At 37.6% G+C, this 22,699-nt stretch carries 19 protein-coding genes and 1 rRNA gene; 7 read left to right on the top strand and 13 right to left on the bottom strand.

Going from position 1 to position 22,699, the window contains the following annotated elements; all coding sequences use genetic code 11:
- Positions 1-332 precede the first annotated feature (332 nt).
- The 4 genes from AC1RNS_RS25685 to AC1RNS_RS25670 are packed head-to-tail and all read left to right on the top strand — an operon-like array spanning position 333 to position 5,622.
- Positions 333-1,403: an ABC transporter ATP-binding protein gene (locus AC1RNS_RS25685; protein ID WP_492996663.1), complete on the top strand. Its 1,071-nt coding sequence runs from the start codon at positions 333-335 to the stop codon at positions 1,401-1,403.
- Between the two features lie 11 nt (positions 1,404-1,414).
- The gene (locus AC1RNS_RS25680) at positions 1,415-3,136 is read left to right on the top strand and encodes an ABC transporter permease (protein ID WP_492996662.1); all 1,722 of its coding nucleotides are present in this window, start codon (positions 1,415-1,417) and stop codon (positions 3,134-3,136) included.
- 27 nt (positions 3,137-3,163) lie between these two features.
- The gene (gene argH, locus AC1RNS_RS25675; protein WP_492996661.1) at positions 3,164-4,678 is read left to right on the top strand and encodes an argininosuccinate lyase; all 1,515 of its coding nucleotides are present in this window, start codon (positions 3,164-3,166) and stop codon (positions 4,676-4,678) included.
- Complete coding sequence (locus AC1RNS_RS25670; protein WP_492996660.1) at positions 4,675-5,622, top strand: N-acetylglucosamine kinase; 948 nt, start codon at positions 4,675-4,677, stop codon at positions 5,620-5,622. The genes argH and AC1RNS_RS25670 overlap by 4 nt, the downstream gene beginning before the upstream one ends.
- 40 nt (positions 5,623-5,662) lie before the next feature.
- Here the strand turns inward: AC1RNS_RS25670 and AC1RNS_RS25665 are convergent, their stop codons facing one another.
- The 4 genes from AC1RNS_RS25665 to AC1RNS_RS25650 all read right to left on the bottom strand — a co-directional run bounded on the left by AC1RNS_RS25665 (position 5,663) and on the right by AC1RNS_RS25650 (position 9,537).
- Positions 5,663-6,967, bottom strand: coding sequence for a transglutaminase domain-containing protein (locus AC1RNS_RS25665; RefSeq protein ID WP_492996665.1), 1,305 nt, complete (start codon positions 6,965-6,967; stop codon positions 5,663-5,665).
- A 132-nt stretch (positions 6,968-7,099) separates the two neighbouring features.
- Positions 7,100-8,254 (bottom strand): transglutaminase domain-containing protein, encoded by a 1,155-nt coding sequence (locus AC1RNS_RS25660; protein WP_492996659.1) that lies wholly within the window; start codon positions 8,252-8,254, stop codon positions 7,100-7,102.
- A gap of 230 nt (positions 8,255-8,484) precedes the next feature.
- Positions 8,485-8,745: a metal-sensitive transcriptional regulator gene (locus AC1RNS_RS25655; protein ID WP_004233098.1), complete on the bottom strand. Its 261-nt coding sequence runs from the start codon at positions 8,743-8,745 to the stop codon at positions 8,485-8,487.
- 78 nt (positions 8,746-8,823) lie between these two features.
- Positions 8,824-9,537 carry a glycosyltransferase family 2 protein gene (locus AC1RNS_RS25650; protein WP_492996658.1) on the bottom strand — a complete coding sequence of 238 codons (714 nt, stop codon included), beginning with the start codon at positions 9,535-9,537 and terminating at the stop codon, positions 8,824-8,826.
- Positions 9,538-9,722: 185 nt separating this feature from the next.
- Between AC1RNS_RS25650 and AC1RNS_RS25645 the strand changes: the two genes are divergently transcribed.
- On the top strand, positions 9,723-11,666 hold the full coding sequence (locus tag AC1RNS_RS25645) for an SEL1-like repeat protein (protein WP_492996657.1): 1,944 nt from the start codon (positions 9,723-9,725) through the stop codon (positions 11,664-11,666).
- A gap of 59 nt (positions 11,667-11,725) precedes the next feature.
- Here the strand turns inward: AC1RNS_RS25645 and AC1RNS_RS25640 are convergent, their stop codons facing one another.
- The 6 genes from AC1RNS_RS25640 to AC1RNS_RS25615 all read right to left on the bottom strand — a co-directional run bounded on the left by AC1RNS_RS25640 (position 11,726) and on the right by AC1RNS_RS25615 (position 16,833).
- Entirely contained in the window at positions 11,726-12,130 is a 405-nt protein-coding gene (locus tag AC1RNS_RS25640; protein ID WP_492996656.1) for a hypothetical protein, read from the bottom strand.
- A 73-nt stretch (positions 12,131-12,203) separates the two neighbouring features.
- The gene (locus AC1RNS_RS25635; RefSeq protein WP_492996664.1) at positions 12,204-13,574 is read right to left on the bottom strand and encodes a HAMP domain-containing sensor histidine kinase; all 1,371 of its coding nucleotides are present in this window, start codon (positions 13,572-13,574) and stop codon (positions 12,204-12,206) included.
- Positions 13,574-14,245: a response regulator transcription factor gene (locus AC1RNS_RS25630; protein WP_492996655.1), complete on the bottom strand. Its 672-nt coding sequence runs from the start codon at positions 14,243-14,245 to the stop codon at positions 13,574-13,576. The genes AC1RNS_RS25635 and AC1RNS_RS25630 overlap by 1 nt, the downstream gene beginning before the upstream one ends.
- Before the next feature lie 137 nt (positions 14,246-14,382).
- Positions 14,383-15,477 (bottom strand): DUF1648 domain-containing protein, encoded by a 1,095-nt coding sequence (locus AC1RNS_RS25625; RefSeq protein WP_492996654.1) that lies wholly within the window; start codon positions 15,475-15,477, stop codon positions 14,383-14,385.
- 4 nt (positions 15,478-15,481) lie between these two features.
- Complete coding sequence (locus tag AC1RNS_RS25620) at positions 15,482-15,877, bottom strand: GntR family transcriptional regulator (RefSeq protein WP_492996653.1); 396 nt, start codon at positions 15,875-15,877, stop codon at positions 15,482-15,484.
- A gap of 68 nt (positions 15,878-15,945) precedes the next feature.
- Positions 15,946-16,833, bottom strand: coding sequence for a LysR family transcriptional regulator (locus AC1RNS_RS25615; protein ID WP_492996652.1), 888 nt, complete (start codon positions 16,831-16,833; stop codon positions 15,946-15,948).
- 127 nt (positions 16,834-16,960) lie between these two features.
- On the opposite strand from AC1RNS_RS25615, the gene AC1RNS_RS25610 reads away from it, so the two are divergent.
- Entirely contained in the window at positions 16,961-17,626 is a 666-nt protein-coding gene (locus AC1RNS_RS25610) for an O-methyltransferase (RefSeq protein ID WP_492996651.1), read from the top strand.
- A 321-nt stretch (positions 17,627-17,947) separates the two neighbouring features.
- Here the strand turns inward: AC1RNS_RS25610 and aceB are convergent, their stop codons facing one another.
- Together aceB and aceA are read right to left on the bottom strand one after the other, a co-directional pair.
- On the bottom strand, positions 17,948-19,546 hold the full coding sequence (gene aceB, locus AC1RNS_RS25605; RefSeq protein WP_492996650.1) for a malate synthase A: 1,599 nt from the start codon (positions 19,544-19,546) through the stop codon (positions 17,948-17,950).
- A 114-nt stretch (positions 19,547-19,660) separates the two neighbouring features.
- A complete protein-coding gene (aceA, locus tag AC1RNS_RS25600) occupies positions 19,661-20,944 on the bottom strand; it encodes an isocitrate lyase (protein ID WP_492996649.1) in 1,284 nt (427 codons plus the stop codon).
- A gap of 215 nt (positions 20,945-21,159) precedes the next feature.
- Here aceA and AC1RNS_RS25595 point away from each other — a divergent pair, with 215 nt between their 5' ends.
- On the top strand, positions 21,160-21,831 hold the full coding sequence (locus AC1RNS_RS25595) for a LytTR family DNA-binding domain-containing protein (RefSeq protein WP_492996648.1): 672 nt from the start codon (positions 21,160-21,162) through the stop codon (positions 21,829-21,831).
- 792 nt (positions 21,832-22,623) lie between these two features.
- Here the strand turns inward: AC1RNS_RS25595 and rrf are convergent.
- Positions 22,624-22,699 (bottom strand): 5S ribosomal RNA (gene rrf / locus AC1RNS_RS25590); the annotation flags it as partial.

Raw genomic sequence — 22,699 nt, 5'->3', positions numbered from 1 at the left:
ATGTGTAGAAATCTTAAGTTGACAGCTATGGGCTACTCGACTCCCGTGGGATAGCGAGACAGACGAGACCCTGCACGGAGTGTCAGCGTAGGAAGCGGCTCGTCGCTCGCCCACTGGAAAGCGAGTAGCCTGAACGGAAATCACCTTCATTTGACTTAGTAGTGTTCACAAAGAATCCCTTGACCATTTAGTTTTTCAACACTATGACTAGTGTTATCACTAGTTTGCTATTTTTGTATAAATGACCATCTATTGCTCACCGAAAGGATATCAGAATTTCTTATTTGAAAACCTTCATGTATTCCAACTTTTTACGAGAAAGGAGCACTTTATTGAGAAGTGTCAAAATAGAGAATGTCTCTAAGCAATTTGGTCAGGTGCATGGTGTAAAAAATTTAAGTCTTGATATTAAAGCTGGTGAGTTTTTTACATTTCTCGGTCCGAGCGGCTGTGGTAAAACAACCACCTTGAGAATGATTGCCGGCTTCTATTACCCAACAACGGGGAAAATTCTATTTGATAATCAGGATGTGACTCGGCTTCAGCCCAATAAACGGAATATCGGTATGGTGTTTCAAAACTATGCCCTTTTTCCCCATATGACGGTTGATGAAAATATAGCCTTTGGTTTACAGGTTAGAAGGCTTACCAAAAGCGAAATTAAACGAAAGGTTGATCGAATTCGAGGACTTGTACGTCTAGAGCCATATGGTACTCGAAAAATCAATGAGCTTTCAGGCGGGCAGCAACAAAGGGTCGCACTAGCAAGAGCACTTGTGATTGAGCCTGATATTTTATTACTTGATGAACCTTTATCGAATTTAGATGCAAAATTGCGTGAGGAAACTAGAATTGAAATAAAACGAATTCAAAGTGAGCTTGGTGTTACAACTATTTATGTGACGCATGATCAAATGGAAGCCATGGCCATGTCTGATCGCATTATGGTGATGGAAAATGGCTATATCAAGCAGATTGGTACCCCTCAGGAAGTTTATCATCGCCCTTTAAGTCGCTTCGTTGCAGATTTTATCGGGGAAACAAACTTAATCGAAGCAACTATTGATGCAATTGATGACGAGCATATACAAGCAAAAACAGAAAATGGACTTGTTCTCACTGGGCGAAGGTACCAAAGCTCTCTAACTTTATCGCATATGATTGGAGACAAAGTATTTATCTCTATTCGTCCAGAATCGATTCATCTTGATACAGGTGATAATACATTGACTGGTAAAATTTCTTTTGTTGAATTTACTGGAATTAGCGTGAATTATATTGTCGATTTTCATGAATTTTCGCTAAAAGTAATGATTGTTAATTCAAGCGATTCATTAAAAAAGATTGGTGAGGATATTACGTTAAATATTCCATATGATGCATTGTATTTTTTAGGAGAATAGGGGGAAATGACATGAACAAAACACCCATCAACTCTCCTAAAGAAAATATATGGTCACGAATTACGTATTCTAATTGGTTTGTATACATCCTCATTTCGCCAATATTTTTAGTATTGTTTGCCTATGTGGTTTATCCCTTCTATCAAACTTTTTTACAGAGTTTTTCAGGCGATGATCCATTTTTCTCCTATAAAAAATTTTTTGATCTAGCTAGTCCCGCCAATTTAGAAGCATTATGGACTAGTTTATATATTTCAGTCATTAGTGTTATAAGCTGTGCAATTGTCGGTGTGACAATGGCATTCTTTCTAGAACGTTATGATTTTCCAGGAAGACGACTGCTATCAATTTTAGTATTAGTACCTATGGCTCTTCCACCGTTAGTAGGTGTGTTGTCCTTTACATTTTTATATGGGGAAAGCGGTATCTTCCCACGCGCCCTCCAGCATTTATTTGGATTGGATCAGGTACCCTTTTCGTTAAAAGGAATTTGGGGAGTTATCGTAGTCCATACATTCACGATGTATACCTATTTCTACCTGACTGCCTCTGCGGCTATAAAGGGGCTGGATCCAGCTTTAGAGGAAGCAGCAACGAGTCTTGGCGCTGGACGTATCCGCATATGGACAAAGGTTATATTGCCTATGTTGACCCCCTCAATAGTGGCATCTTCATTATTAGTATTTATGATATCTATGGCATCCTACACGGCACCATTAATGTTTGGTGTAGAGCGTACAATGACAATGCAAATTTATTTATCTAGAACCAATGGTAATTTGGATATGGCGGCGACACAATCTATGATTCTATCCTTTGTGTCCATCTCTTTTCTGTTGCTGATGCGTTGGTATCAAAATCGCCGTAATTATCAAAATCTAAGCAAAGGCGTCAGTATCCATCGATCAGAAGTATCATCAAAGTGGATGAAAATAGCTGCTGCTACTGCATCATTCATCGGCACCTTAATTTTGATTTTACCCATATTAGTGCTAGTATTGATTTCATTTTCTGTGGATGGTGCATGGAAAACGCAAATTCTCCCAACAGAATTCACATTGAGTCATTATGTAGCACTGTTTACAGATGAACGCACATGGCGGCCAATTTGGAATTCCATACAAATGGGTATTGTTGCGACGATCAGTAATATAATTTTCGGGGTTGCAGCCGCCTATTCTATGGTACGATTAAACTTTAAAGGTAAAACATTACTTGATATATTAATTATGGTACCATGGGCATTACCAGGCACAGTTGTAGCTGTTAATTTAATTGCAGCTTTTAGTACCGAAAACGTCTTTGCTTTTAATCAGGTGCTTATTGGGACATTCTGGATCTTGCCATTAGCTTACTTTATTAGACATTTACCACTCGTCTTTCGCTCGACATCCGCTTCACTTGTGCAATTAGATCAGTCTATCGAAGAAGCATCACGAGGCTTAGGTGCCACTTGGTGGTATACGTTTAGACGTATCGTAGTACCGCTTACCTTTACTGGAATTCTTGCAGGTACATTATTAGCACTTGTCCAAAGCATTGGTGAGTTTGTAGCATCCATTCTTATTTATAGTACATCTACTATTCCACTGTCCGTCGCTATATTCCAAAAACTATATTCATTTAAATTTGGAACTGCCTGTGCATATGGTGTTTTACAAATCTGCTTAATTTTAATTGTACTGATTATTTCTGAGAAGTTATCTAAGGGCAGTGCTGGCTCGGCCATCTAACTGCTAATCTACTAGGAGGCAATGAACATGTTTGAAGATTTCCGCAACAAAACACAGCAAGAAGATGGGATGATTTTCCCTTCTAATATTTATCGCAAAATTGTCTTACAACCGGCCTATGATGAAGCAAAGAAAAACTTTTTAACAATCATGCTACAAATTAATATTGCGCACTTGAAAATGCTGGAAGAACAAGGACTCGTAAAAAATGAAGAAGCAAAACAGATTGGCGTCGCACTTAAAAAGCTAGATTTAAACTATTATCGTTTAGAGGATTACAGCCCAAGATATGAGGATTTATTCTTCCGTATCGAAAATAAATTAATAGAACTGGCTGGGGATGTTGCCGGAAATCTTCACATTGGCAGAAGTCGTAATGACATGGGCATTGCCATTTATCGCATGACATTAAGAAAAAAATTATTATTGCTTATGCGCGAATTATTGACATTACGTGATGATTTAATCGCGGCTGCAGAGGAGCATGTCGATACTATTATGATTGGCTATACACATACTCAACAGGCACAGCCAACAACCTTTGCACATTATTTAAAGGCTGTTATCGATCAACTAGACCGAGATTTCGAGCGTTTGCAGCATGTCTACAAAACAGTTAACCGCAGTAGTATGGGGGCAGCAGCACTAACAACGACAGGCTTCAACATTAGTCGAGAGCGCATGCGTGATTTATTGGCATTCGATGATATTATCGAAAATGCTTGGGATGCTGTTGCAGGTGCAGATTATATTGCTGAGGCAGCAAGCATTGTTCAGCTTGCAGCACTTAATCTTGGTCGCACATCGCAGGATTTTTTACTATGGGCAACTCAGGAATTTAATGCCTTTACACTAGCAAGCCCGTATGTACAAATTAGCTCCATCATGCCACAAAAACGTAATCCAGTTTCAATCGAGCATACACGTTCATTGCTCTCAGCGGTTGTTGGGGATGCTAGTACAGTATTACAAATGGTACATAATACACCGTTTGGAGATATCGTAGACACAGAAGATGATATGCAGCCCTATTTGTGGCGTGCTATTGATCGTTTACTAGGTATTTACAAACTTTTTGGTTCACTTGTTGTGACAATGAATGTGAACAAGAAAAAATTAAAAAATCGAGCAGAAAATAGCTTTGCTAACGTAACTGAGCTTGCTGATACCTTAGTACGGTCAGAGGGGATATCCTTCCGTCAGTCACACAGTATTGTCAGCAAATGCATAAAAGTACTACTTGCTCACGGTGAGGAATCTTTAGTAAGCCTTACATGGGGATTAGCAAATACACAATCTAAGTTAATTACAGGTAAACCGTTAAAGATTTCTGAAGAGGATTTTTATAACACTTTAAAACCTGAAACTTTTGTAGGTGTTCGTACATTGCCTGGTGGCCCAGCGCCAGAAACGATGAAGGCAGCGCTTGAAAAATCTAAGGTAAAGGCTAAAAATCTTTATGACTGGATTCATGTAAAGGAAACAAACATCATTGAAGCAGAAAAGCAATTGGCTGTAATTTTAGAGGGCTGGAATCAATGACGAAATGGCTCCTTATCGTTGATGGTGGTGCTACTAAGACAGCTTGTGCAGTCGTACACGCCGAATCCGGTGAAATTAAATATTCAAACTCAACCAAGGGATCTAATTATCAAGCTATTGGTACTGAATCGGCTACAGCAGTATTGCAGTCATTACTAGCAAATGTGTATGATTTTTTACAAAAACAAGAGGAGTCAAAAATTGCAGTGGCAACCTTTGCATTGTCTGGCATTGATTCTCCAAAAGATCATGAAATTGTATCAGCTATTGTTCATCAAGTCATCTCTTCTATCTTATTGCAAGTAGATACACTTATTATAGAAAATGATGCACAAGCTACTTTACTAGGAGTCACTGCTGAACAGGCAGGTGCTTTACTCATTGCAGGCACGGGTGCCATTGCGTATGCCTTTGATGGCTCTAGAATTGCACGCGCAGGTGGTTGGGGGCATCGTGCAGGGGATGAAGGCAGCGGCTATTGGTTAGGACAAGAAGTAATTCGTGCTATTTTTAAGATGGAGGATGGACGCGGGGAACCAACCATCTTAAAAAATGCAGTCTATCATTATTTACGCATTGAAGATGTTACGGAACTAGCTGCATGGCTGTTCCGTCCAACTTACACGAATGCACAGCTCGCAAAAATGGGTGCATTTTTGGCAGATGCAGTAACTAAAAAAGATTCTTGCGCCATTCAAATATCCATGCGTGCTGCCCATGAATTAGTGCTTTTAGCTTGTGCAGTATTGAAAAAAATTGGCTATAATGGCGGCACATTTAACCTTTATTGCAACGGTGGTGCTATTAAGCATAACCCAATCATTTTTAAAACCTTCTTACAGGAAATGAAATCCATGTATCCACAAATTGAGGTTTCCTTATGCCAGCATCAGCCTATTTATTACCTAATAGAGCGTACAAAAAGGGCCTATGACAATTTATAATGTCATAGGCTCTTTATATAGAAAAACACATTATACAATGTTAGAGCGCCATTTTTTTCAATCCATCTGTCGTAAAATATAAATAGCCGTCTTTTACAAATAAATCCTTCGTATCCTCTCTATTTAAAACTTGTTCTCCACTTCCGTCAGGACGAATTTTTGTTAAATATGCACCATGTGAATAATTGCTAAAATAGAGCCAGCCATCTGCATACACAATATATTGTGCTCGAGAGTTTGAAATGAGCTTTAACTTTCCTGATTTCAAATCCAGCATATATAGTTTATTATCATCAGTAACATTACTATAAAAAATTTGCTGTCCTACCTGAGCTGGAAAGTCTATATTATGAAAATAGTTATATATGGTGCTCGTCGCTTTCGGATAGTCCTCTGCGACCCATGTATGATCTTTTGCCATCGTTCGATCATCCGCTAAAAAGTATTGATAGCGTACCGCCCCTTTACGGTCAGGGACTGGGTCATTCCACGTTGTATCAAGGTGATACCATTGACCATCAAGCTTGACTAAGTTCCAAGCATGTCCTTCCTGTCCAACATAGCCCACTATATATTTCGTTTCTATACCTAGTTTTTGTAGCATTGAATGTGCTAACAATGCATATCCCTGACAAACACCACCATGCTCAGCCAGTACAGTATAAGCGCTATGTGGGCTTGAAGATGTTTGATCGGTATAAGCTGTGTTAGCAACGATAAAATCATTGACAGCCCTTACCTTCTCTAAATCATTTAAAGAACTTTTCTGAATAGAAGCGACTATGTCTTGAATATTTGTTTCTACATATGCGGCTTGATCTGGCGTCATCAAATAGCTTTGATTCCCATAAATTGTTGCCGTTTTTCTGCCATATTCAAAACGGATTGAATGTTTGCTAATATGTCCATATACATAATCGTCTCGCTTTATAGCATTGTCATAGGCTTCTTCCACAATCTGTTCAATGCGTTGTGTACTCCCTTTATATTGAATCTCAAAGGTTGGTGAAAAACTACTGTAGTAAGCATACATTGCATCAGCCATTTCCTTTGCATTTGTTACAACTAATTTTGCTTCAGGCTTTTGAGCAGCAGGAGCTGTGACAGCAACCCTAGCTTCTGGTTCCTCTTCTAGAGGTGCGGCTGTTTCAATGGAGGCATTCTCTGACAATTTGGCAGTGACATCTACGATTTTTTCCTTTGTTGAGAGCAGCATTGTTTCAATTTCATCATTATTTGCCCAAGTCATTACTTGTTGGACAACTGCCTTTCCAGCCGTATAAATTGGGTCAATAAATATAACGATTATTATGATAATGGCTAATTTTTTCCACAAAACCCTCACCTCCAACCATCTTTCTCTTTTCATTATATACAAAAAAAGCACAAAGAACTCACTTGAAAGTTCTTTTGTGCTTACATTTTATTTACTGATATTTAATTTTAAGAGGTTCTAATTTTTAACATCTATAGAATCCTAGTTAATTTTAAGTTTTTGTTCTTTCTTATTCATATTGTAAACTAAATGACTATCACTAATTCTTAAATCTGAAACAGATTGCTTTACAAGCACTTCCATTTTTAATGTCTTAAGATTTAGTTTTGTTAAATAGCCGCTATTGCTGTAGTCACTGAAGTACAAAAAGTTATCGGCACCAGTAATATAGAGAGCACGCTTATCAATAATTTTAGTCTTTTTACCACTTGCTAAATCAAGCTTATACAATTTATCATTATCTGCTGTGTTGCTAAAGTATAAAGTGTTCTTATCTTGATAGGCATAATGAATATTTTGCATATAGCTATATGTTGTACTTGTTGCGGCAGGATAATCTGATGTTATCCAAGTATGATCTTTTTTAAGTTGTGCATCTGTTACTAAAAAATAATCATATGAAGAAACACCTACTCGATTCGGTAATGGATCATTCCAAGTTGTATCTAAATGATACCATTTGCCATTCAACTTCACTAAGTTCCATGCATGGTCCTCATTGCCGTTAACATAGCCAACAACATACTTTGATTCGATTCCTACTTGTTCCAACATTTTATAAGCTGTTAACGTATAACCTTGACATACAGCCTGCCCTTCCATTAACAGCGCATATGCACTATGAGGACTAGCCTTTGTATTAGTACCATACTCGCTATTTGACACAATATAATCATTAATTGCCTTTACTTTTTCAAACTCTGTCATAGAAGGCTTAATAATTGTTTTTAATACTTGATCAATCTTCTTTTGTACAGCCACTTCATGTGTTTGGTTTGTGAAATATTTGATTTTAAATGTCACATTGCCAGCTGAATCCGCAGATATAGCAGTACTTTCCAAATGACCACTCGCATAGACGGCTTGCTTCTGTGCCTTTTCATAGGCTTCCATAAATTTATCTTTAAAATTAGTCATTGGACCACTATATGTAATTTTAATTTCTGGTGCGAAATTATTTAATTGCTTGACGATTTCTGCTGTGAATTGATCCCAAGTCGTTACTTTAGAGTTAGCTACTACATTATAAGCAATCATTGGGGAAGTATTCTCTGGATGAGTATCTGTTTTTTGAGCAAAGGCTGCTGTTGGACTTAACATCAATAAAGCCGCTCCACTTATCAACCATTTCTTCATAATAATCACCTTCCCATTTATGGTAATCTTCTTACTAATTAGCATAACAGAAAATGTAACTAGTAATCTATCGTACAAGTTCACTAACTATGACTTTTAACTAGAAAAACCATAAAATTACATAGGTGAAAATCCCCAACTTTTTCGAATTAGAACCGATATAAACTATATTTTTGCAAAAAATAAAAACCCACCTAAAACAGTGAGTTTAATGGGTGTTTTACCTTTTTTTAACGACTCTTTACAACTAAATTAACTGCTTCTTGAATAGCTTCATTCATTTTCTCGCCATCCCCTTCAGCATTTTGTACACATTCTAAAAGATTTGTACTTACAATCACTCCAACCGTACGATCTACTGCTGAACGTACTGCGGACAATTGGGTAATAACTGCCTTACAATCCTTTTCTTCCTCCATCATTTTCAAAATACCACGTAGCTGGCCTTCCATACGTTTAACACGGTTTTTTACTTGATCTGAATACTCCATCATTATTGTCCCTTCTTTCCATACTCGCTACGTTCTTGAGTAATAAATATTTTTTTACACATCTATTCAAACATAAACTTATTGATTATTCTCCCTTGGTTTTAAATAATTCATAAGCATTTTAGTAATAATTGTCCCTGCATTGGTTAGCTCATCATATTGTATAATTGTGTTTTTCTTTATACGTAACTGCCCAATCTCTACCTCAAAAATTGGACATTTTCTTTTAAGCGCTGCAACTAGCATATTTGTATCATACTCATAACGTGCTCCCTTTACACGTAGCAGCCATGGAAGCTCTTTTATAGAGATATACCTTAGGCCAGTTTGAGTATCCATTAGCTTTCTATGGTAGAGAAGCTCGAAAAACAAGCTTGTTGCACGATTTCCCCAGTAGGATAAGAGGGTGCCGTCCGATGAATGAAAATTACGTACCCCTAGCACAATTCCTTCAGAAAATACCTTTGTCATCGTTAACACCAATTTTACATCTTGCACTGTATGTTGATTGTGGGCACCAACTGTAATTACACCTTGAAACAGATTTTTTTGCGACCATATATAAGAAAATGCTGTTTTAAGTGCGCCGCCCTTTCCAATATTTTTCTCATGTTCTAACACTCGACAGCAATTAATGCTCTTCAACTCTTCGAAAATATTTGTATATTTATCATCGCTACCATCATTAACGATAATAACTTGTGAAATCGTTGTTGTTAAAAGCTGATGCACATATGTTATTAATGAAGATTGTGGATTAAATGCTGGAATAATGGCTGCAATATTTTTCATTATTTCTATCCTCCGGACGACCTTAAAATGAAACTTTGGCAGATGCACTTTCTAACAATTCTTTTTGAAATTCTCCCTTATATCACATAGTATCATGTAACGATGACAATTCAACTGATGAATCCCATTAAACATATCAATAATATAGATATTTTCCCGATATATGAAAAAAGAGGATGAAAGAGGTGAGGACAATCGTCAGGCAAAAGGAAATCCTACAAGATCAATGTAAGAAAGTAAGAGCATTATCCTTCCTAAAATTAGCTGAAAATTTACAGAACGCAAATGCATTTGCTATTTCGAAGCCAGCTCTATCTCTACATAAATCACTACTTGTATTAGAGGAAATTTTATATGAAATTTATAAGTTAGAAATGCACGCAGAGCCGAGGCTGAAAAGCATCCATTCTTTACTTAATCATCGTAATTTTGTCGCTAAAATACATCCGCGCCGTATTTATTTATTAATGAACCTTGTAAATAAAATGGCTTCCAGTCAAAGCAATGAGATTGTCGAGGCAAAGGCTGCAAAAATTGTGCTTGATTATATAAGTGATATTGTAGAGTGGTTTATTAAACGCTACGACCGAAGCTTCAAAGCCAAATTACCAAGTACAGGCTCTAGCTTTGAAGATTTAACATCCATTGTTAACGCCAATATACTACATCAAAATCAACAGTCAACAGAGGCCTATAAAAATTCAGCAGGCTGGTTTGAGATGGCAGCAAAACAGGGAAATCCAAGTGCCCAATATAATTTAGGAGTGCTTTATAATCACGGACGCGGAGTAAAAAAAGATTATACTCTAGCAAGAAAATGGTATGAGAGAGCAGCGGCGCAAAAAGATGCAAATGCTTTATACAGTTTAGGGGTACTTTATCATTTAGGACAGGGTGTCTCACAGGATTATGAGAAAGCAGCTTACTACTATAATGAGGCTGCAAATTTAGGAAATGCAGATGCTCAGTATAATTTAGGCGTTCTTTTTACTCAAGGACTAGGTGTATCTGTAGATTTTTTTGAGGCCGCAAAATGGTATATTACTGCAGCCAATCAAGGCAATACGAGCGCTCAAAATAATCTTGGATTTCTATATCATAATGGAACTGGTGTAGAGCAAAGCTATGAAGAAGCTATGACTTATTTTGAAATGGCCGCCTTAGCAGGTGATGCAAGTGCCCAGTATAATCTCGGCTATATGTATCTAAAAGGTCGTGGTATCACACAAAATTTCGAAGAGGCTGCTAGATGGTTCCACCTGGCAGCACTCCAAGACCATACCAATGCAGAGTTCCAATTAGCAATGCTCTATAACACCGGTCAAGGTATCGCTCAGGACCAAGTAGAGGCTATTAAGTGGTTTAAACTTGCGGCACATAGTGGACATACAAATGCTCAATATTGTCTCGGTCTGTTATATCAAAAGGAAAAAGATATGGCATTAGCCGAAAAATGGTTGCAGCTTGCTGCTAGCCATGGACATATAAGTGCAGGTTTTGAGCTTGGATGTATGTATGTATACTCGCTTGAGCAGCCTGACAAAGCGTTACCTTATTTTAAAAAAGCCGCAGAAAAGGGCTATGCTGATGCCCAGTATGAGCTTGGATTATTATATGTGAATGGATCTGGCGTCGCAGTAAATTATAATGAGGCAGTGAAATGGTGGAGAGCAGCGACAGATCAATCCCATATTAATGCAGAGTACCAATTAGGATTATTGTATGAACAGGGCTTAGGAATTGCACAAGATTTAGAGGAGGCGCGGCGTTGCTATCGTCTAGCAGCCATTCAAGGGCATTCAGGTGCCCAATACCAGCTTGGAAATTTATTTGATAAGGGAAAAGGGGTCAAACAGGATTATACTGAGGCAGCAAAATGGATTGAACAGGCTGCGGCACAAGGTCATGCCAAAGCACGATATCAATTAGCTCAAATGCATAGTCATGGGCAAGGTGTCCCTAAGGATTTTACTAAGGCCGCTCAACTGTATCGCCTGGCTGCTTATCAAGGTCATCATAAGGCCCAATTCCAGCTAGGTATGTTGTATAAAAAGGGGCAGGGTGTTGCTCAAGATTATAATGAAGCAACAAAATGGCTAAAGATGTCTCTCGAGAATATAAAAGAATAACCCTTTTAAACAATAATACCGTGTCACCTGCTAACCTATCCGTGACACGGTATTTGCCTTTAATTTTTCATTTCTTCTTTTTGCTGAATCATAAATGTTACAACGATAAATAATGCAAAGCTTATTAACAAGGTTGTCCCACCTACAATAAAGAAAATTAATGTAAATGTACTGCTAAAATTGAATGGATTTATATTATAAAACCACATGCCTAACGTTAAGCCAAAAACACCTAAAATCGCTGTCCAGCCATGTACAGTGACCAATTTTTGAGACTTCACTTTAAACGCTCGATAAAAAATTCCCCATGCAAACATACTTAGCCAGCCTACTAGTAAAACATGTGCATGTATTGGTCTAAATTGATAACTTCCTGAACCAGACATATGTGAGCCTAAATACGTTCCAAACAATGCAAAAATTGCAGCAAGACGTATTAAACGTAAACTCCATTTTTGTTCCATACGATTACCCCCCTAAGCTTTTTCAACTATCAGCAGTTTATCGTGGGAACATGAACTTTATATGAACTCCTTATTACAGTTTCGGTAAGCGGATATAAACTTTTGTACCGGAATGAATAACACTTTCCATCTGAACTGAACCCTCATGTAGCTCTGCGATTTGCTTTACAATGGCTAGCCCGAGCCCCGTCCCTTGCTTTGTTCTTGAAGCATCTACTCGATAAAAGCGATCATATACTTGTTGTAATTGATCCGCAGTCATCCCTATACCACTATCTTCGATTAGTACCTCAACATAGGTTGCTTGCTCCTGCAAACGAATATGAATTTCTCCATTCTCGACATTATATTTAATGGCATTAGTCAACAAATTATCCCAAACATTTTGCAACAGTCCTGCATCACCGTTATAAATAAGCGGCTCAAGCTGATAGGTTAACTGTACATTTGCCTCCTCAAGCTGCCACCGATATTTGCTAACTGTTTCCTTTAATTGATCATCTAAGCGATAAGGTTCTCTCCTTAACATTCTTGTAGACTGATCGAGTGAAGTAAGTAAAAGTAACTGCTTCGTTAATGTAGAAAGACGCTTTGTTTCCAGGTCAATAATCATTGCGTATTCCTGCCGATCCTGTTCTGTTAGCGAAGGATTCTTTAATAAATCTACATAGCCTTGAATATTTAGCAATGGTGACTGAAAATCATGCGATACATTACTAATAAACTCCTTACGTATGCGATCATTTTCTTGTAATTTTTCAGTCATGACATTAAAACTAATTGCCAGTTGTCCAATTTCATCTGCACGATCAATATCTAATAATGTATCAAATTTTTCATGGGCTAGTTGATGTGTGGCCTCAGTTAGCTGTGTGATCGGGCGAATTAAAGCTTTAGCAAATAATAGCATTGCTAATAAGCTAAGGACCGTCATTACTAAAATAAGTCCAGCTAGTATCGTATGGACCTCAGAGAATAATAATCGAATATCAGGTCTTATAAACAAGGCATAATGCTTATTTTCAATTGTAAATGGTACACCTATCGTATTAATAAGCTCATTCGCAAAAAAGCCTGTCACAAATGTCTCTTTAGGAAATTCACGCATACCATGATAGATTTCTCCGCCTATAACACGCTCAACAACCTTAGAAGACAATGTTTTATCTCGGTATTCACCACCAAAAAACTGCCCTTCAACACTATCTGTAACATAGATTTGATAGCCAATTTCGCCTAGGGTTGTTAAATATTTATCAAGATCCTCAGGCCTTGTGGTCTCAATATAGCTCGCAATTTCCCGCGCAATATTCACATTTTTAGCATCATTTTTTCCCTTTACAACTTGATGATAATAAGTGTTTGTCGCTAAGAAGCCTATACACAAGCTACCAATCATAACAAGCATCGTTGTAACAACGAACTTACTATATAATGTTTTCATCATGTAATAACCTCGATCTTATAACCAACACCACGCACTGTCGTAATCTCAACATCTGTTATATAGCGATGCAATCTTTCTCGAATGCGCTTCACATGCGTATTTAATGTTTGCTCATCACCTTCATAGTCATAGCCCCACACTTGTTCCATAATGAAACTACGTGTGAATACCTGATTTGGACGCGAAGCGAGTAATGCCAGTAGCTCAAATTCCTTTAATGGCAAAACCAGTGTATCTTCTTCAATGACAACCTCAAAGCTTCGGCGGTCAATGATTAGCTTCCCTACTTGAATAGTAATTTGATTTTTTTTATCTAATCTACGTAATATTGCCGCTACACGAAATAACAATTCCTTAGGTTCAAATGGCTTCACAACATAATCATCTGAGCCCGCTAAAAATCCTCGTTCCTTATCTTCAAGCTCTCCCTTTGCAGTTAATAGCAATACAGGAATATCGTAATCCTGGCTCAATTTCTCCGTAAGCGTAAAACCATCCATTCCAGGCATCATCACATCTACAATTGCTAAATCAGGTAAGCTCCCCCCAAGTAATTGTAGTGCCTGCTGTCCATTTTCTGCCTGTAATACCTGATAGCCCTCTCTCGTAAGATATATATTCACAAGCTGTAATATGTGCACATCGTCATCCACAACAAGAATTTTCATATAATTTGACCCTCCGTCCTTCCTTGCGCTCCTTAAAATTTATCATATGTTACTTTTTGGATACAAAAAAACTCGCTTATTTTTGCAGGTGTATAGCAAGATATTTGCAATACATTCCTGCAGCAGCGAGAAGTTTTTTAGAGTGCGAAGATAGAAATTAACAGTATAATAATTAGTGGTAATCCAATGACAATATACCCTCTTGGATTTGCTAGATTCATCGTCCAGCCTATGCCAAAGCGTTTCTCTACAAAAACAGAAGGGTCCTGTTTATTCATATAGATTAGTCCGCCTTTCCAAAAGCGATCATCATCTAGATCCATTACTTTAGAATCGATATTTTCTTCAAACTTCACACGCAACTGGCGTTTTTTCCATGCATAAGCAAGTAGTGAGCCTAGAATAATTACTAAATATAAAATAAATAACGGCAATAGTTTATTGCCCTCAGCTATCGAAGGATAGATATTGCTTAGCTGTAACACCGTGAATAGAATTGTTAGCGTATAGCTTACAAGCATAAGGCTCCAACTCATATATTTTCGACTTTTCAGTTGATCCTCTAACGACTCCGCCTTACGATTGACAGCTAATTTAATGGCTGAACGCTTTATAGAATCAACAATTCCCCACATCATACATTGCATCATCAGCATGATCAGTGGTAAAGATAAGGCTGTAAAATACGTTTTACTTCTCCAAGAGTCTGCCTCACCACTTGGTCCCCAATGAACAGCAATTTTATCTGGTATTTGCTCATAATGTAGCAAAGAAAAGATGATTAGAAAAATTGTTACACCTAAAGGTACTACATAAAATGGCCATGGAAGCATTTCATCTTTGCTACGTGCTGTTAAATCAACGGAGCGCACTTGCTTGATATGCAAGCCCCATTGCTCTTGCTTTTTGAGTTTTAAAACTTTGTGATGATTCATCCAATATAACCCCATACTTACCGCAATCATAGCAAAAAAGCACCCTAGTAGTAAATTCCCTTGTACGAAGATAGATTGTGCAAAAGAATAACCTACAATCATAATGATTAAAAATATAAGCCCACAAATCCCTACAATCTGTGCATAATGCTTTTTCATATTCCTTAATGTAGGATGTTTTACATTTTGCTCAGGTACAGTAACACCAAAGATAATCGTTTCTCGTACGATATAGGGAATAAAAACTTGTAAAACTAAATTTATGATGTAGATTGTGGTAAAAACACCAAGTAGCATTTCTTTATACCCCTTCTACTGATATTTGCAAATCCGCGAATACCTTTTTCATCATATGCTCAATCTGCTCTGCAGTTGCGCCGAGCACCATTCCTTCTGCCACAACAGGCTTTAAATTTTTTTCAATCAGCTGTAATTGTTCAGGTGTTAAGGCTCGTTCTTCCTCTGAACGAATAATAGCTCCTGATTTGGCTCTTATTGTGATAATTCCCTTTTCTTCTAGCTCATGATAGCTTTTATTGACCGTATGCATATTAACACCTAAATCAGCCGCTAAATTACGCACAGATGGCAAGGTATCACCAGGTTTCATTTCTCCTCTTGCAATCCCTTCAATAATTTGACGTGTTACCTGTTCATAAATGGGAACGTCAGATTGAGGCTCAATTTGAATATACATTTCAATCATCTCCATATTTGTTATATAAACAATATAACAAATATTTGATTGCTATGCATAAAGAAAAATTATAGAGAGCTTTTAACCGTCTCTATAAATTTTTGTACAAGTATGCTGTGCCTCTCATTCTTTCTTGTGCATATAGCAATTTTATGTTTAATATGAATATCCTTTACATAAACTCTTGCCAATTGGCCACTATCCACATGCTCGCGTACTGCTAGTGATGAAATAAAATTTGCACCATAGCCCGCCATAACAGAACGAATTGTTTCATTAATGCCATTGAATTGAAGAGCTATTTTTGGCGGTTTCACTTGATAGGTTTGACATAAAGAAAAAAGATGCTCCCTCATAGAGCTACCCTCCTCTCGCATTATAAAGGGTTCCTTCACCATATCAGCAAGTGCAATGGTTTGATTTGCATAGATGTGAGCAGGTGAAACGACAAACCATAATTCATCTTCAAAAAGCTCCTCCCATGCTATTTCTCCTGGTCTTTCTGAAATACCCCCACCATAAATGGCGATATCAGCTTTATAATGAATTAGCTGCTCAAAGGCATCTTTCGTATTGGTCGTTGTAATAACTAGATTCACATCTTCATGTGCTCCTTTAAAGGCAGCTGCCCATTTAGGGATTAGAAAGTTAGCAGGTAAGTAAGTTGCAACAATATGTATCGTACCAGCTTTAGCAAGTCGATAATCCTCGATAAAGGATTCAATGTGCTCTTCAAGCGAAATAAGGTTTCGGGCTTTTTCCGCTAATGCTTCTCCAAAATCAGTTAATACTACACCTCTTCCTTGCTGTTTGAATAATTGAACACCCATTTCGTGCTCAAATTTTTTTATTTGACTTGAGACGGCTGGTTGGCTAAAACAGAGTAATTCAGCAGCCTTTGTGAAGCTACCAGTTGTAGCAACTTGATAAAATAACTTCAATGCATGAATATTCATAGTTCACTCCACATTCATAATCTTAAGTTATGAATCAATAATAATAATATATTTTTATTATGATTCATTCTAACATACACTTAACTTGCAAGCTTGCAAGAGAAAATGTGGAAATGGAGAAGATTTAATGACCAATTCAACTGTTTGGAATCATGTAGATAAGTATTTTTTGGAAAAGCTATTACCAGTGGATAGAAAACTTGAAGCTGTATTACAGGCTAATAAAGCAGCAGGTATTCCAGAAATCGATGTCTCACCAACCCAAGGCATGCTGTTGTATTTATTGGCTAAAATGAAAGGGGCAAAGAACATTTTAGAAATCGGAACTTTAGGTGGATACAGTAGTATATGGTTAGCACGTGCCCTTCCAAAAGAAGGTAAAATCTATACACTTGAGATTAATCCAGAGTACGCTTCCCTAGCAAAGCAAAATATTGAGAATGTTGGTTATGAAAATAAAGTGGAAATTATCGTTGGTAAAGCCTTAGACACATTGCCTACCCTGAAAATTGCAGCTCCTGCTTTTGATTTCATTTTTATCGATGCAGACAAGCCTAATAATCCAGACTATTTGAAGTGGGCTTTAGAATTGGCTAACCCAGGAGCTGTGATTGTCGCTGATAATGTAGTGCGCAATGGTGATGTAATTGACGAAAAAAGTGATGATGAACGAGTACAAGGTATACGACATTTCATGGATTTATTAAAAGAAGAATCAAAAATTGAATCTACAGCTATACAAACTGTTGGTAATAAGGGCTATGATGGCTTTGTGCTAGCGATCGTTAAGTAATTAAAAAGAGATGTCTCATATATAGCTGAGACATCTCCCTAAAAAGCCATTCTTAATATTGCCTTCTTTTGCTTCCACATTGAAAAAAGATGTCCTACAAGCCCCCCATCTAAGCTTGCAAGACATGTTACACCCCATTTAAATCTCTTACCTTTTATAAGTAGACCCCTTTTTATTGCAAAAACGTGCTCATTTCGTTTAGAAAGGAACGGGGGAACAGACCCCGCTCATTTCAATAGTGGAATTGGGTGGACTGCATTCGAGTTCAGTCCACAATTATTTAGGAAAGTTGGATATGTTCGTTTAGTAGATTGCTTTTGATTAAGCTAGTTTTTCATAACCTGGAAGTGTCAAGAATTCGGCAAATTCATCCTGCTCAATTAAAGATTTAAACAGCTCAGCAGCTTCATCATAGCGACCACTGTTATAGGCTTGTTCCCCAACAGCCTCTTTAATTTTCACAAGCTCTTCTTCCAAGATTTCTAGTACGAATGCCAATGTAATGCCACGACCATCATCTAAAATACCTTTAGGATGGCGAATCCATTGCCATACTTGTGTACGAGAGATTTCCGCAGTTGCAGCATCTTCCATCAAGTTATTAATTGGTGCAGCTCCGTTTCCTCGTAACCATGAGGCAATATATTGAACTCCTACACTACAGTTTACACGAAGACCATCGAGTGTAATTGTACCTTCTGGAACAGCTACTAAATCTTCAGCAATAACATTTACATCTTCACGTTTTTTATGGATTTGGTTTGGCGTTGTCATAATTGCATCAAACTGTTCCATTGCCGTTGCAACCATACCTGGATGTGCAACCCAAGTACCGTCATGACCGTCTGTTGCCTCACGACGCTTATCCTCAGCAACTTTTGCAAATGCTACTGCATTCGCTTCATCGTCACCTTTAACTGGAATTTGTGCTGCCATTCCACCCATTGCAGGAGCATTACGTTTATGACATGTTTGGATACATAATGACGTATATGCCTTCATGAATGGTACTGTCATTGTTACTTGCCCACGGTCAGGTAAAATTACATCAGGCTGGTTACGTAGACGTTTGATATAGCTGAAAATATAATCCCAACGTCCACAATTTAATCCAGCTGAGTGTTCACGTAGTTCATATAAAATTTCATCCATTTCAAATGCAGCTAAGATTGTTTCTATTAAAACAGTAGCCTTAATTGTACCTTGTGGGATGCCAATATAATCTTGAGCAAACACAAAGACATCATTCCATAAGCGTGCCTCTAAATGGCTTTCAAGCTTTGGTAAATAGAAGTATGGACCAGTACCCTTTGCCAATGCATTTTTAGCATTGTGGAATAAATACAAGCCGAAGTCAAAGAAACTACCTGAAATCGGTTCTCCATCCACGAGTACATGCTTTTCTAGTAAATGAAGACCACGTGGACGAACTAATAACACTGCTGTTTGCTCATTTAATTTATACGTTTTTCCATTAGATGCTTGAGTAAACTCAATTGTTTTATTAATAGCATCACGCATATTAATTTGACCGCCAATCATGTTTTCCCATGTTGGAGATGATGCATCCTCAAAGCAAGCCATAAACATTTTTGCACCCGAGTTTAATGCATTTATAACCATTTTACGGTCTACGGGCCCTGTAATTTCAACACGGCGATCTTGCAAATCTGCTGGAAGTGGTGCAATTGTCCAATCTCCCTCACGAATATGCTTAGTTTCTGGTAAGAAGTCGAGTTTCTCACCTGCATCAAGTCGTTTTTGACGTTCTTGACGTGCTGCTAGCAATTCTTTACGTCGAGCATCAAATTTTTCGTGCAGGGCAAGAACAAACTCAAGGGCTTCTGGTGTTAAGATTTCTTTTGTTTGCTCATTTTGATCCCCAACAATTTTAAGCTTACCTGTTGTTGCTTGTTCCATTAGTAGTTTCCCCCACCTTTGTGATTTTAAGTTGAGTCGTCCCCCGCCTTAGGAGGAGCGGAGGAGACTAATCTATGATTATGAATTTAGGATATAAGCGTAATTAATTTAGAATTAAACAAATTGTTCTGTTTCAGTAGAGCCAGCCATTGCTGTTGTTGAAGAAGTACCACCAGAAATAACTTGAGAAACTTCATCAAAGTAACCAGTACCAACCTCACGTTGATGGCGTGTAGCTGTGTAACCTTTTGATTCAGATGCGAACTCAGCTTGTTGCAGCTTAGAGTATGCAGCCATACCATTATCTTTATAATCATGCGCAAGTTCGAACATAGAGTGGTTTAATGCATGGAAACCAGCTAATGTAACAAATTGGAATTTATAACCTAGTTTGCCAAGCTCACGTTGATACTCAGCGATTTCTTCTTCTGAAAGGTTAGCCTTCCAGTTGAATGAAGGTGAGCAATTATACGCAAGCATTTTCCCTGGGAATTCAGCATGAATAGCTGCTGCAAACTCACGTGCCTCGTCAAGAGATGGCTTAGATGTTTCACACCAAATTAAATCTGCATATGGAGCGTAAGCTAAACCACGTGCAATTGCTTGTTTAATACCTGGTTTTGTACGGAAGAAACCTTCTGGTGTACGTTCACCTGTAATAAATTCAGCATCGCGTGGATCAATATCAGATGTTACCATATCAGCTGCATCTGCATCTGTACGAGCGATTAAAATTGTATCTACACCCATTACATCTGTTGCAAGACGAGCAGCAACTAAGTTACGAACAGCATTTTGTGTTGGAAGTAAAACTTTACCACCTAAGTGACCACATTTTTTCTCAGAAGCTAATTGATCCTCTAAGTGAACACCAGCAGCTCCTGCTTCAATCATTCCTTTTACAAGTTCAAATACATTTAGAGGACCACCGAAGCCAGCCTCAGCATCTGCCACGATTGGAGCGAACCAATCGAATTGATCTACACGTCCTTCAGCATGATCGATTTGATCAGCACGTTGTAAAGCTTGGTTAATACGCTTTACTACTGCTGGTACAGAGTTCGCTGGATATAAAGATTGGTCAGGGTACATTTGACCAGAAAGGTTTGCATCAGCAGCTACTTGCCAGCCTGATAAGTAAATTGCTTGTAATCCTGCTTTTACTTGTTGTACAGCTTGATTACCAGTTAATGCACCTAATGCATTAATAAATGGTTCTTCATGTAGAGACTTCCAAAGTCGAACAGCACCCTTAGATGCTAAAGTTTGTTCAAGTACAACAGAACCCTGTAATTTAACAACCTCTTCAGCTGAATATGAGCGTTCAATACCTGCCCAACGTGGGTTCTCCGCCCATTCTTTCTCTAGTGCTTGAATTTTTTCTTGACGTGTTGACATATTGAAATTCCACCTTCCCCTTTGTATACAATTCACTCTGTTAAAAAACTTTTTAATTTGCTGTTCCATAACAGGTTTATTTGTTGTAAATTAATATATAACAGAACATCTGAATTTTCATTATTTTTAGATAAAAGACCAAATTTTAATGATAGAACCACTTTTTTTAACGACGAAATTTGGTAAACTGTTTACAAACAAGGGGGATATTCACAATGCATAATAAGTCTTTTTCTTTACCAAAAGATATTTCACAACAGTTTATTTCAATATTAAAGGACTGGATTCCAGCCTATTCTTCCATTGCAATTGCTGTCGAAAACTCCTATATTTATTTTCATTCTGGACATCAAAACATCAACTTGGAAGTGGGCCAACAAGTCCAACCCGGTAGCATTGCGGAGCAGGTGATACGGACAGGTAAACGGACAGATGCAATTTTAGATAATTCCCTATTTGAAGCACCCTATTATGGTATAGGCTATCCAATACACATTTTAGATGCACCTGCAGCACTTGTCGTAGTATTGCCTTCCGCCTTTACAGAAAAGAAATTAGAGCCATTTCAATTCTTAACAGGCAAACATGAGGAAGAATGGAATCCTGTGGCTATTGATAAGATATCTCATATTGAAAGCCTACAGAAGAAAACGTGGTTTTATGTGGAGGGAGATCAATTCAAAACTAGTATCACACTAAAGGAGCTACAAATGCGACTACCTTCGTTCTTTATTCGCATTCATAGATCCTATATTGTGAATATTTATTTCATAAAAAAAATGGCGCGAGATCTTACTTCTAATTTTATAATTACTTTAAAAGATGGAAGCGAGCTGCCCGTGAGTCAATCTTATTTAAATAATCTTCGAAATGCTTTAGAATTCTAAATTATAATAGGGGCATGTAACATTGATTTAAGCTGCGCCCTGTCAAGCAGACAGTGGAACTATTAAAATTACTCTTAAGCTGCTTCATTCAGAATTTCAATGGATTCTTGTCAATTAATTATTCTAGATAGCAATGGGACTCTTATAGAACTAAATACAATCTGTCTTAAAAGAGCATAAAGATGTAAATAGTATTTTATCTTTATTATGTTCACTCAGTCTGGTAACTTCACTTCCCATTTGTCTCAAATTTTTTGCTTTCATTGAAATAGGTATCACTATAACTATATGCTTGCACTGTCTCTTGATAGTTTGTCAGCAGACGTTCACCATTGTTACGCTCTTCAAATGTAAGCTTATAATTTTATTTCAACTAGATGTTCCATTAATCCATAAAAAAATACTCCCCATTAGGTAGATGGATTTTATCTGTCTATCTAATGAGGGGCATATCAATCAACTCAAATTTTGTATTACGATTAGAATTGCACAATTTTTGTTATCCCGATTTAGCAAATCTTTTCTGTAGAGAAAGCAAAGCATCAGGTACAGAAACTCCCATCTCTTTAGGTAGCGGGACCATTGCGATTTATTCCCTATTCAGTGGGCGTACAAATGCCTGCTGAATCAAGATAAAGTTCCTGGCGAAAGTCACGGATTTTGAAGAAGAGCTTTTCGAGAGAGCTCGAAACAACTCGAACGCAATTACGCTGGGGCGTAATTGATAAATGCCAATTTTCATATTATAATAAAAAAGAAAAAACCAGAGTAATGTACTCTGGTTTTACTATTGCCTAGCAATGTCCTACTCTCACAGGGGGAAGCCCCCAACTACCATCGGCGCTAAAGAGCTTAACTTCCGTGTTCG

Source organism: Lysinibacillus sp. GW821-FHT14F06 (genome assembly GCF_058803665.1).
This window is presented reverse-complemented; position numbering and strand designations above follow the sequence as displayed.

Bases quoted from the DNA above. Each gene is read 5' to 3' on its own strand.
- AC1RNS_RS25625 (WP_492996654.1), bottom strand. From the start codon at position 15,477: ATGCTACTTGGTGTTTTTACCACAATCTACATCATAAATTTAGTTTTA.
- AC1RNS_RS25615 (WP_492996652.1), bottom strand. From the start codon at position 16,833: ATGAATATTCATGCATTGAAGTTATTTTATCAAGTTGCTACAACTGGT.
- AC1RNS_RS25640 (WP_492996656.1), bottom strand. From the start codon at position 12,130: ATGGAACAAAAATGGAGTTTACGTTTAATACGTCTTGCTGCAATTTTT.
- AC1RNS_RS25595 (WP_492996648.1), top strand. From the start codon at position 21,160: ATGCATAATAAGTCTTTTTCTTTACCAAAAGATATTTCACAACAGTTT.
- AC1RNS_RS25620 (WP_492996653.1), bottom strand. From the start codon at position 15,877: ATGTATATTCAAATTGAGCCTCAATCTGACGTTCCCATTTATGAACAG.
- AC1RNS_RS25655 (WP_004233098.1), bottom strand. From the start codon at position 8,745: ATGGAGTATTCAGATCAAGTAAAAAACCGTGTTAAACGTATGGAAGGC.
- AC1RNS_RS25660 (WP_492996659.1), bottom strand. From the start codon at position 8,254: ATGAAGAAATGGTTGATAAGTGGAGCGGCTTTATTGATGTTAAGTCCA.
- AC1RNS_RS25670 (WP_492996660.1), top strand. From the start codon at position 4,675: ATGACGAAATGGCTCCTTATCGTTGATGGTGGTGCTACTAAGACAGCT.
- aceB (WP_492996650.1), bottom strand. From the start codon at position 19,546: ATGGAACAAGCAACAACAGGTAAGCTTAAAATTGTTGGGGATCAAAAT.
- AC1RNS_RS25630 (WP_492996655.1), bottom strand. From the start codon at position 14,245: ATGAAAATTCTTGTTGTGGATGACGATGTGCACATATTACAGCTTGTG.
- argH (WP_492996661.1), top strand. From the start codon at position 3,164: ATGTTTGAAGATTTCCGCAACAAAACACAGCAAGAAGATGGGATGATT.
- aceA (WP_492996649.1), bottom strand. From the start codon at position 20,944: ATGTCAACACGTCAAGAAAAAATTCAAGCACTAGAGAAAGAATGGGCG.
- AC1RNS_RS25635 (WP_492996664.1), bottom strand. From the start codon at position 13,574: ATGAAAACATTATATAGTAAGTTCGTTGTTACAACGATGCTTGTTATG.
- AC1RNS_RS25610 (WP_492996651.1), top strand. From the start codon at position 16,961: ATGACCAATTCAACTGTTTGGAATCATGTAGATAAGTATTTTTTGGAA.
- AC1RNS_RS25680 (WP_492996662.1), top strand. From the start codon at position 1,415: ATGAACAAAACACCCATCAACTCTCCTAAAGAAAATATATGGTCACGA.
- AC1RNS_RS25650 (WP_492996658.1), bottom strand. From the start codon at position 9,537: ATGAAAAATATTGCAGCCATTATTCCAGCATTTAATCCACAATCTTCA.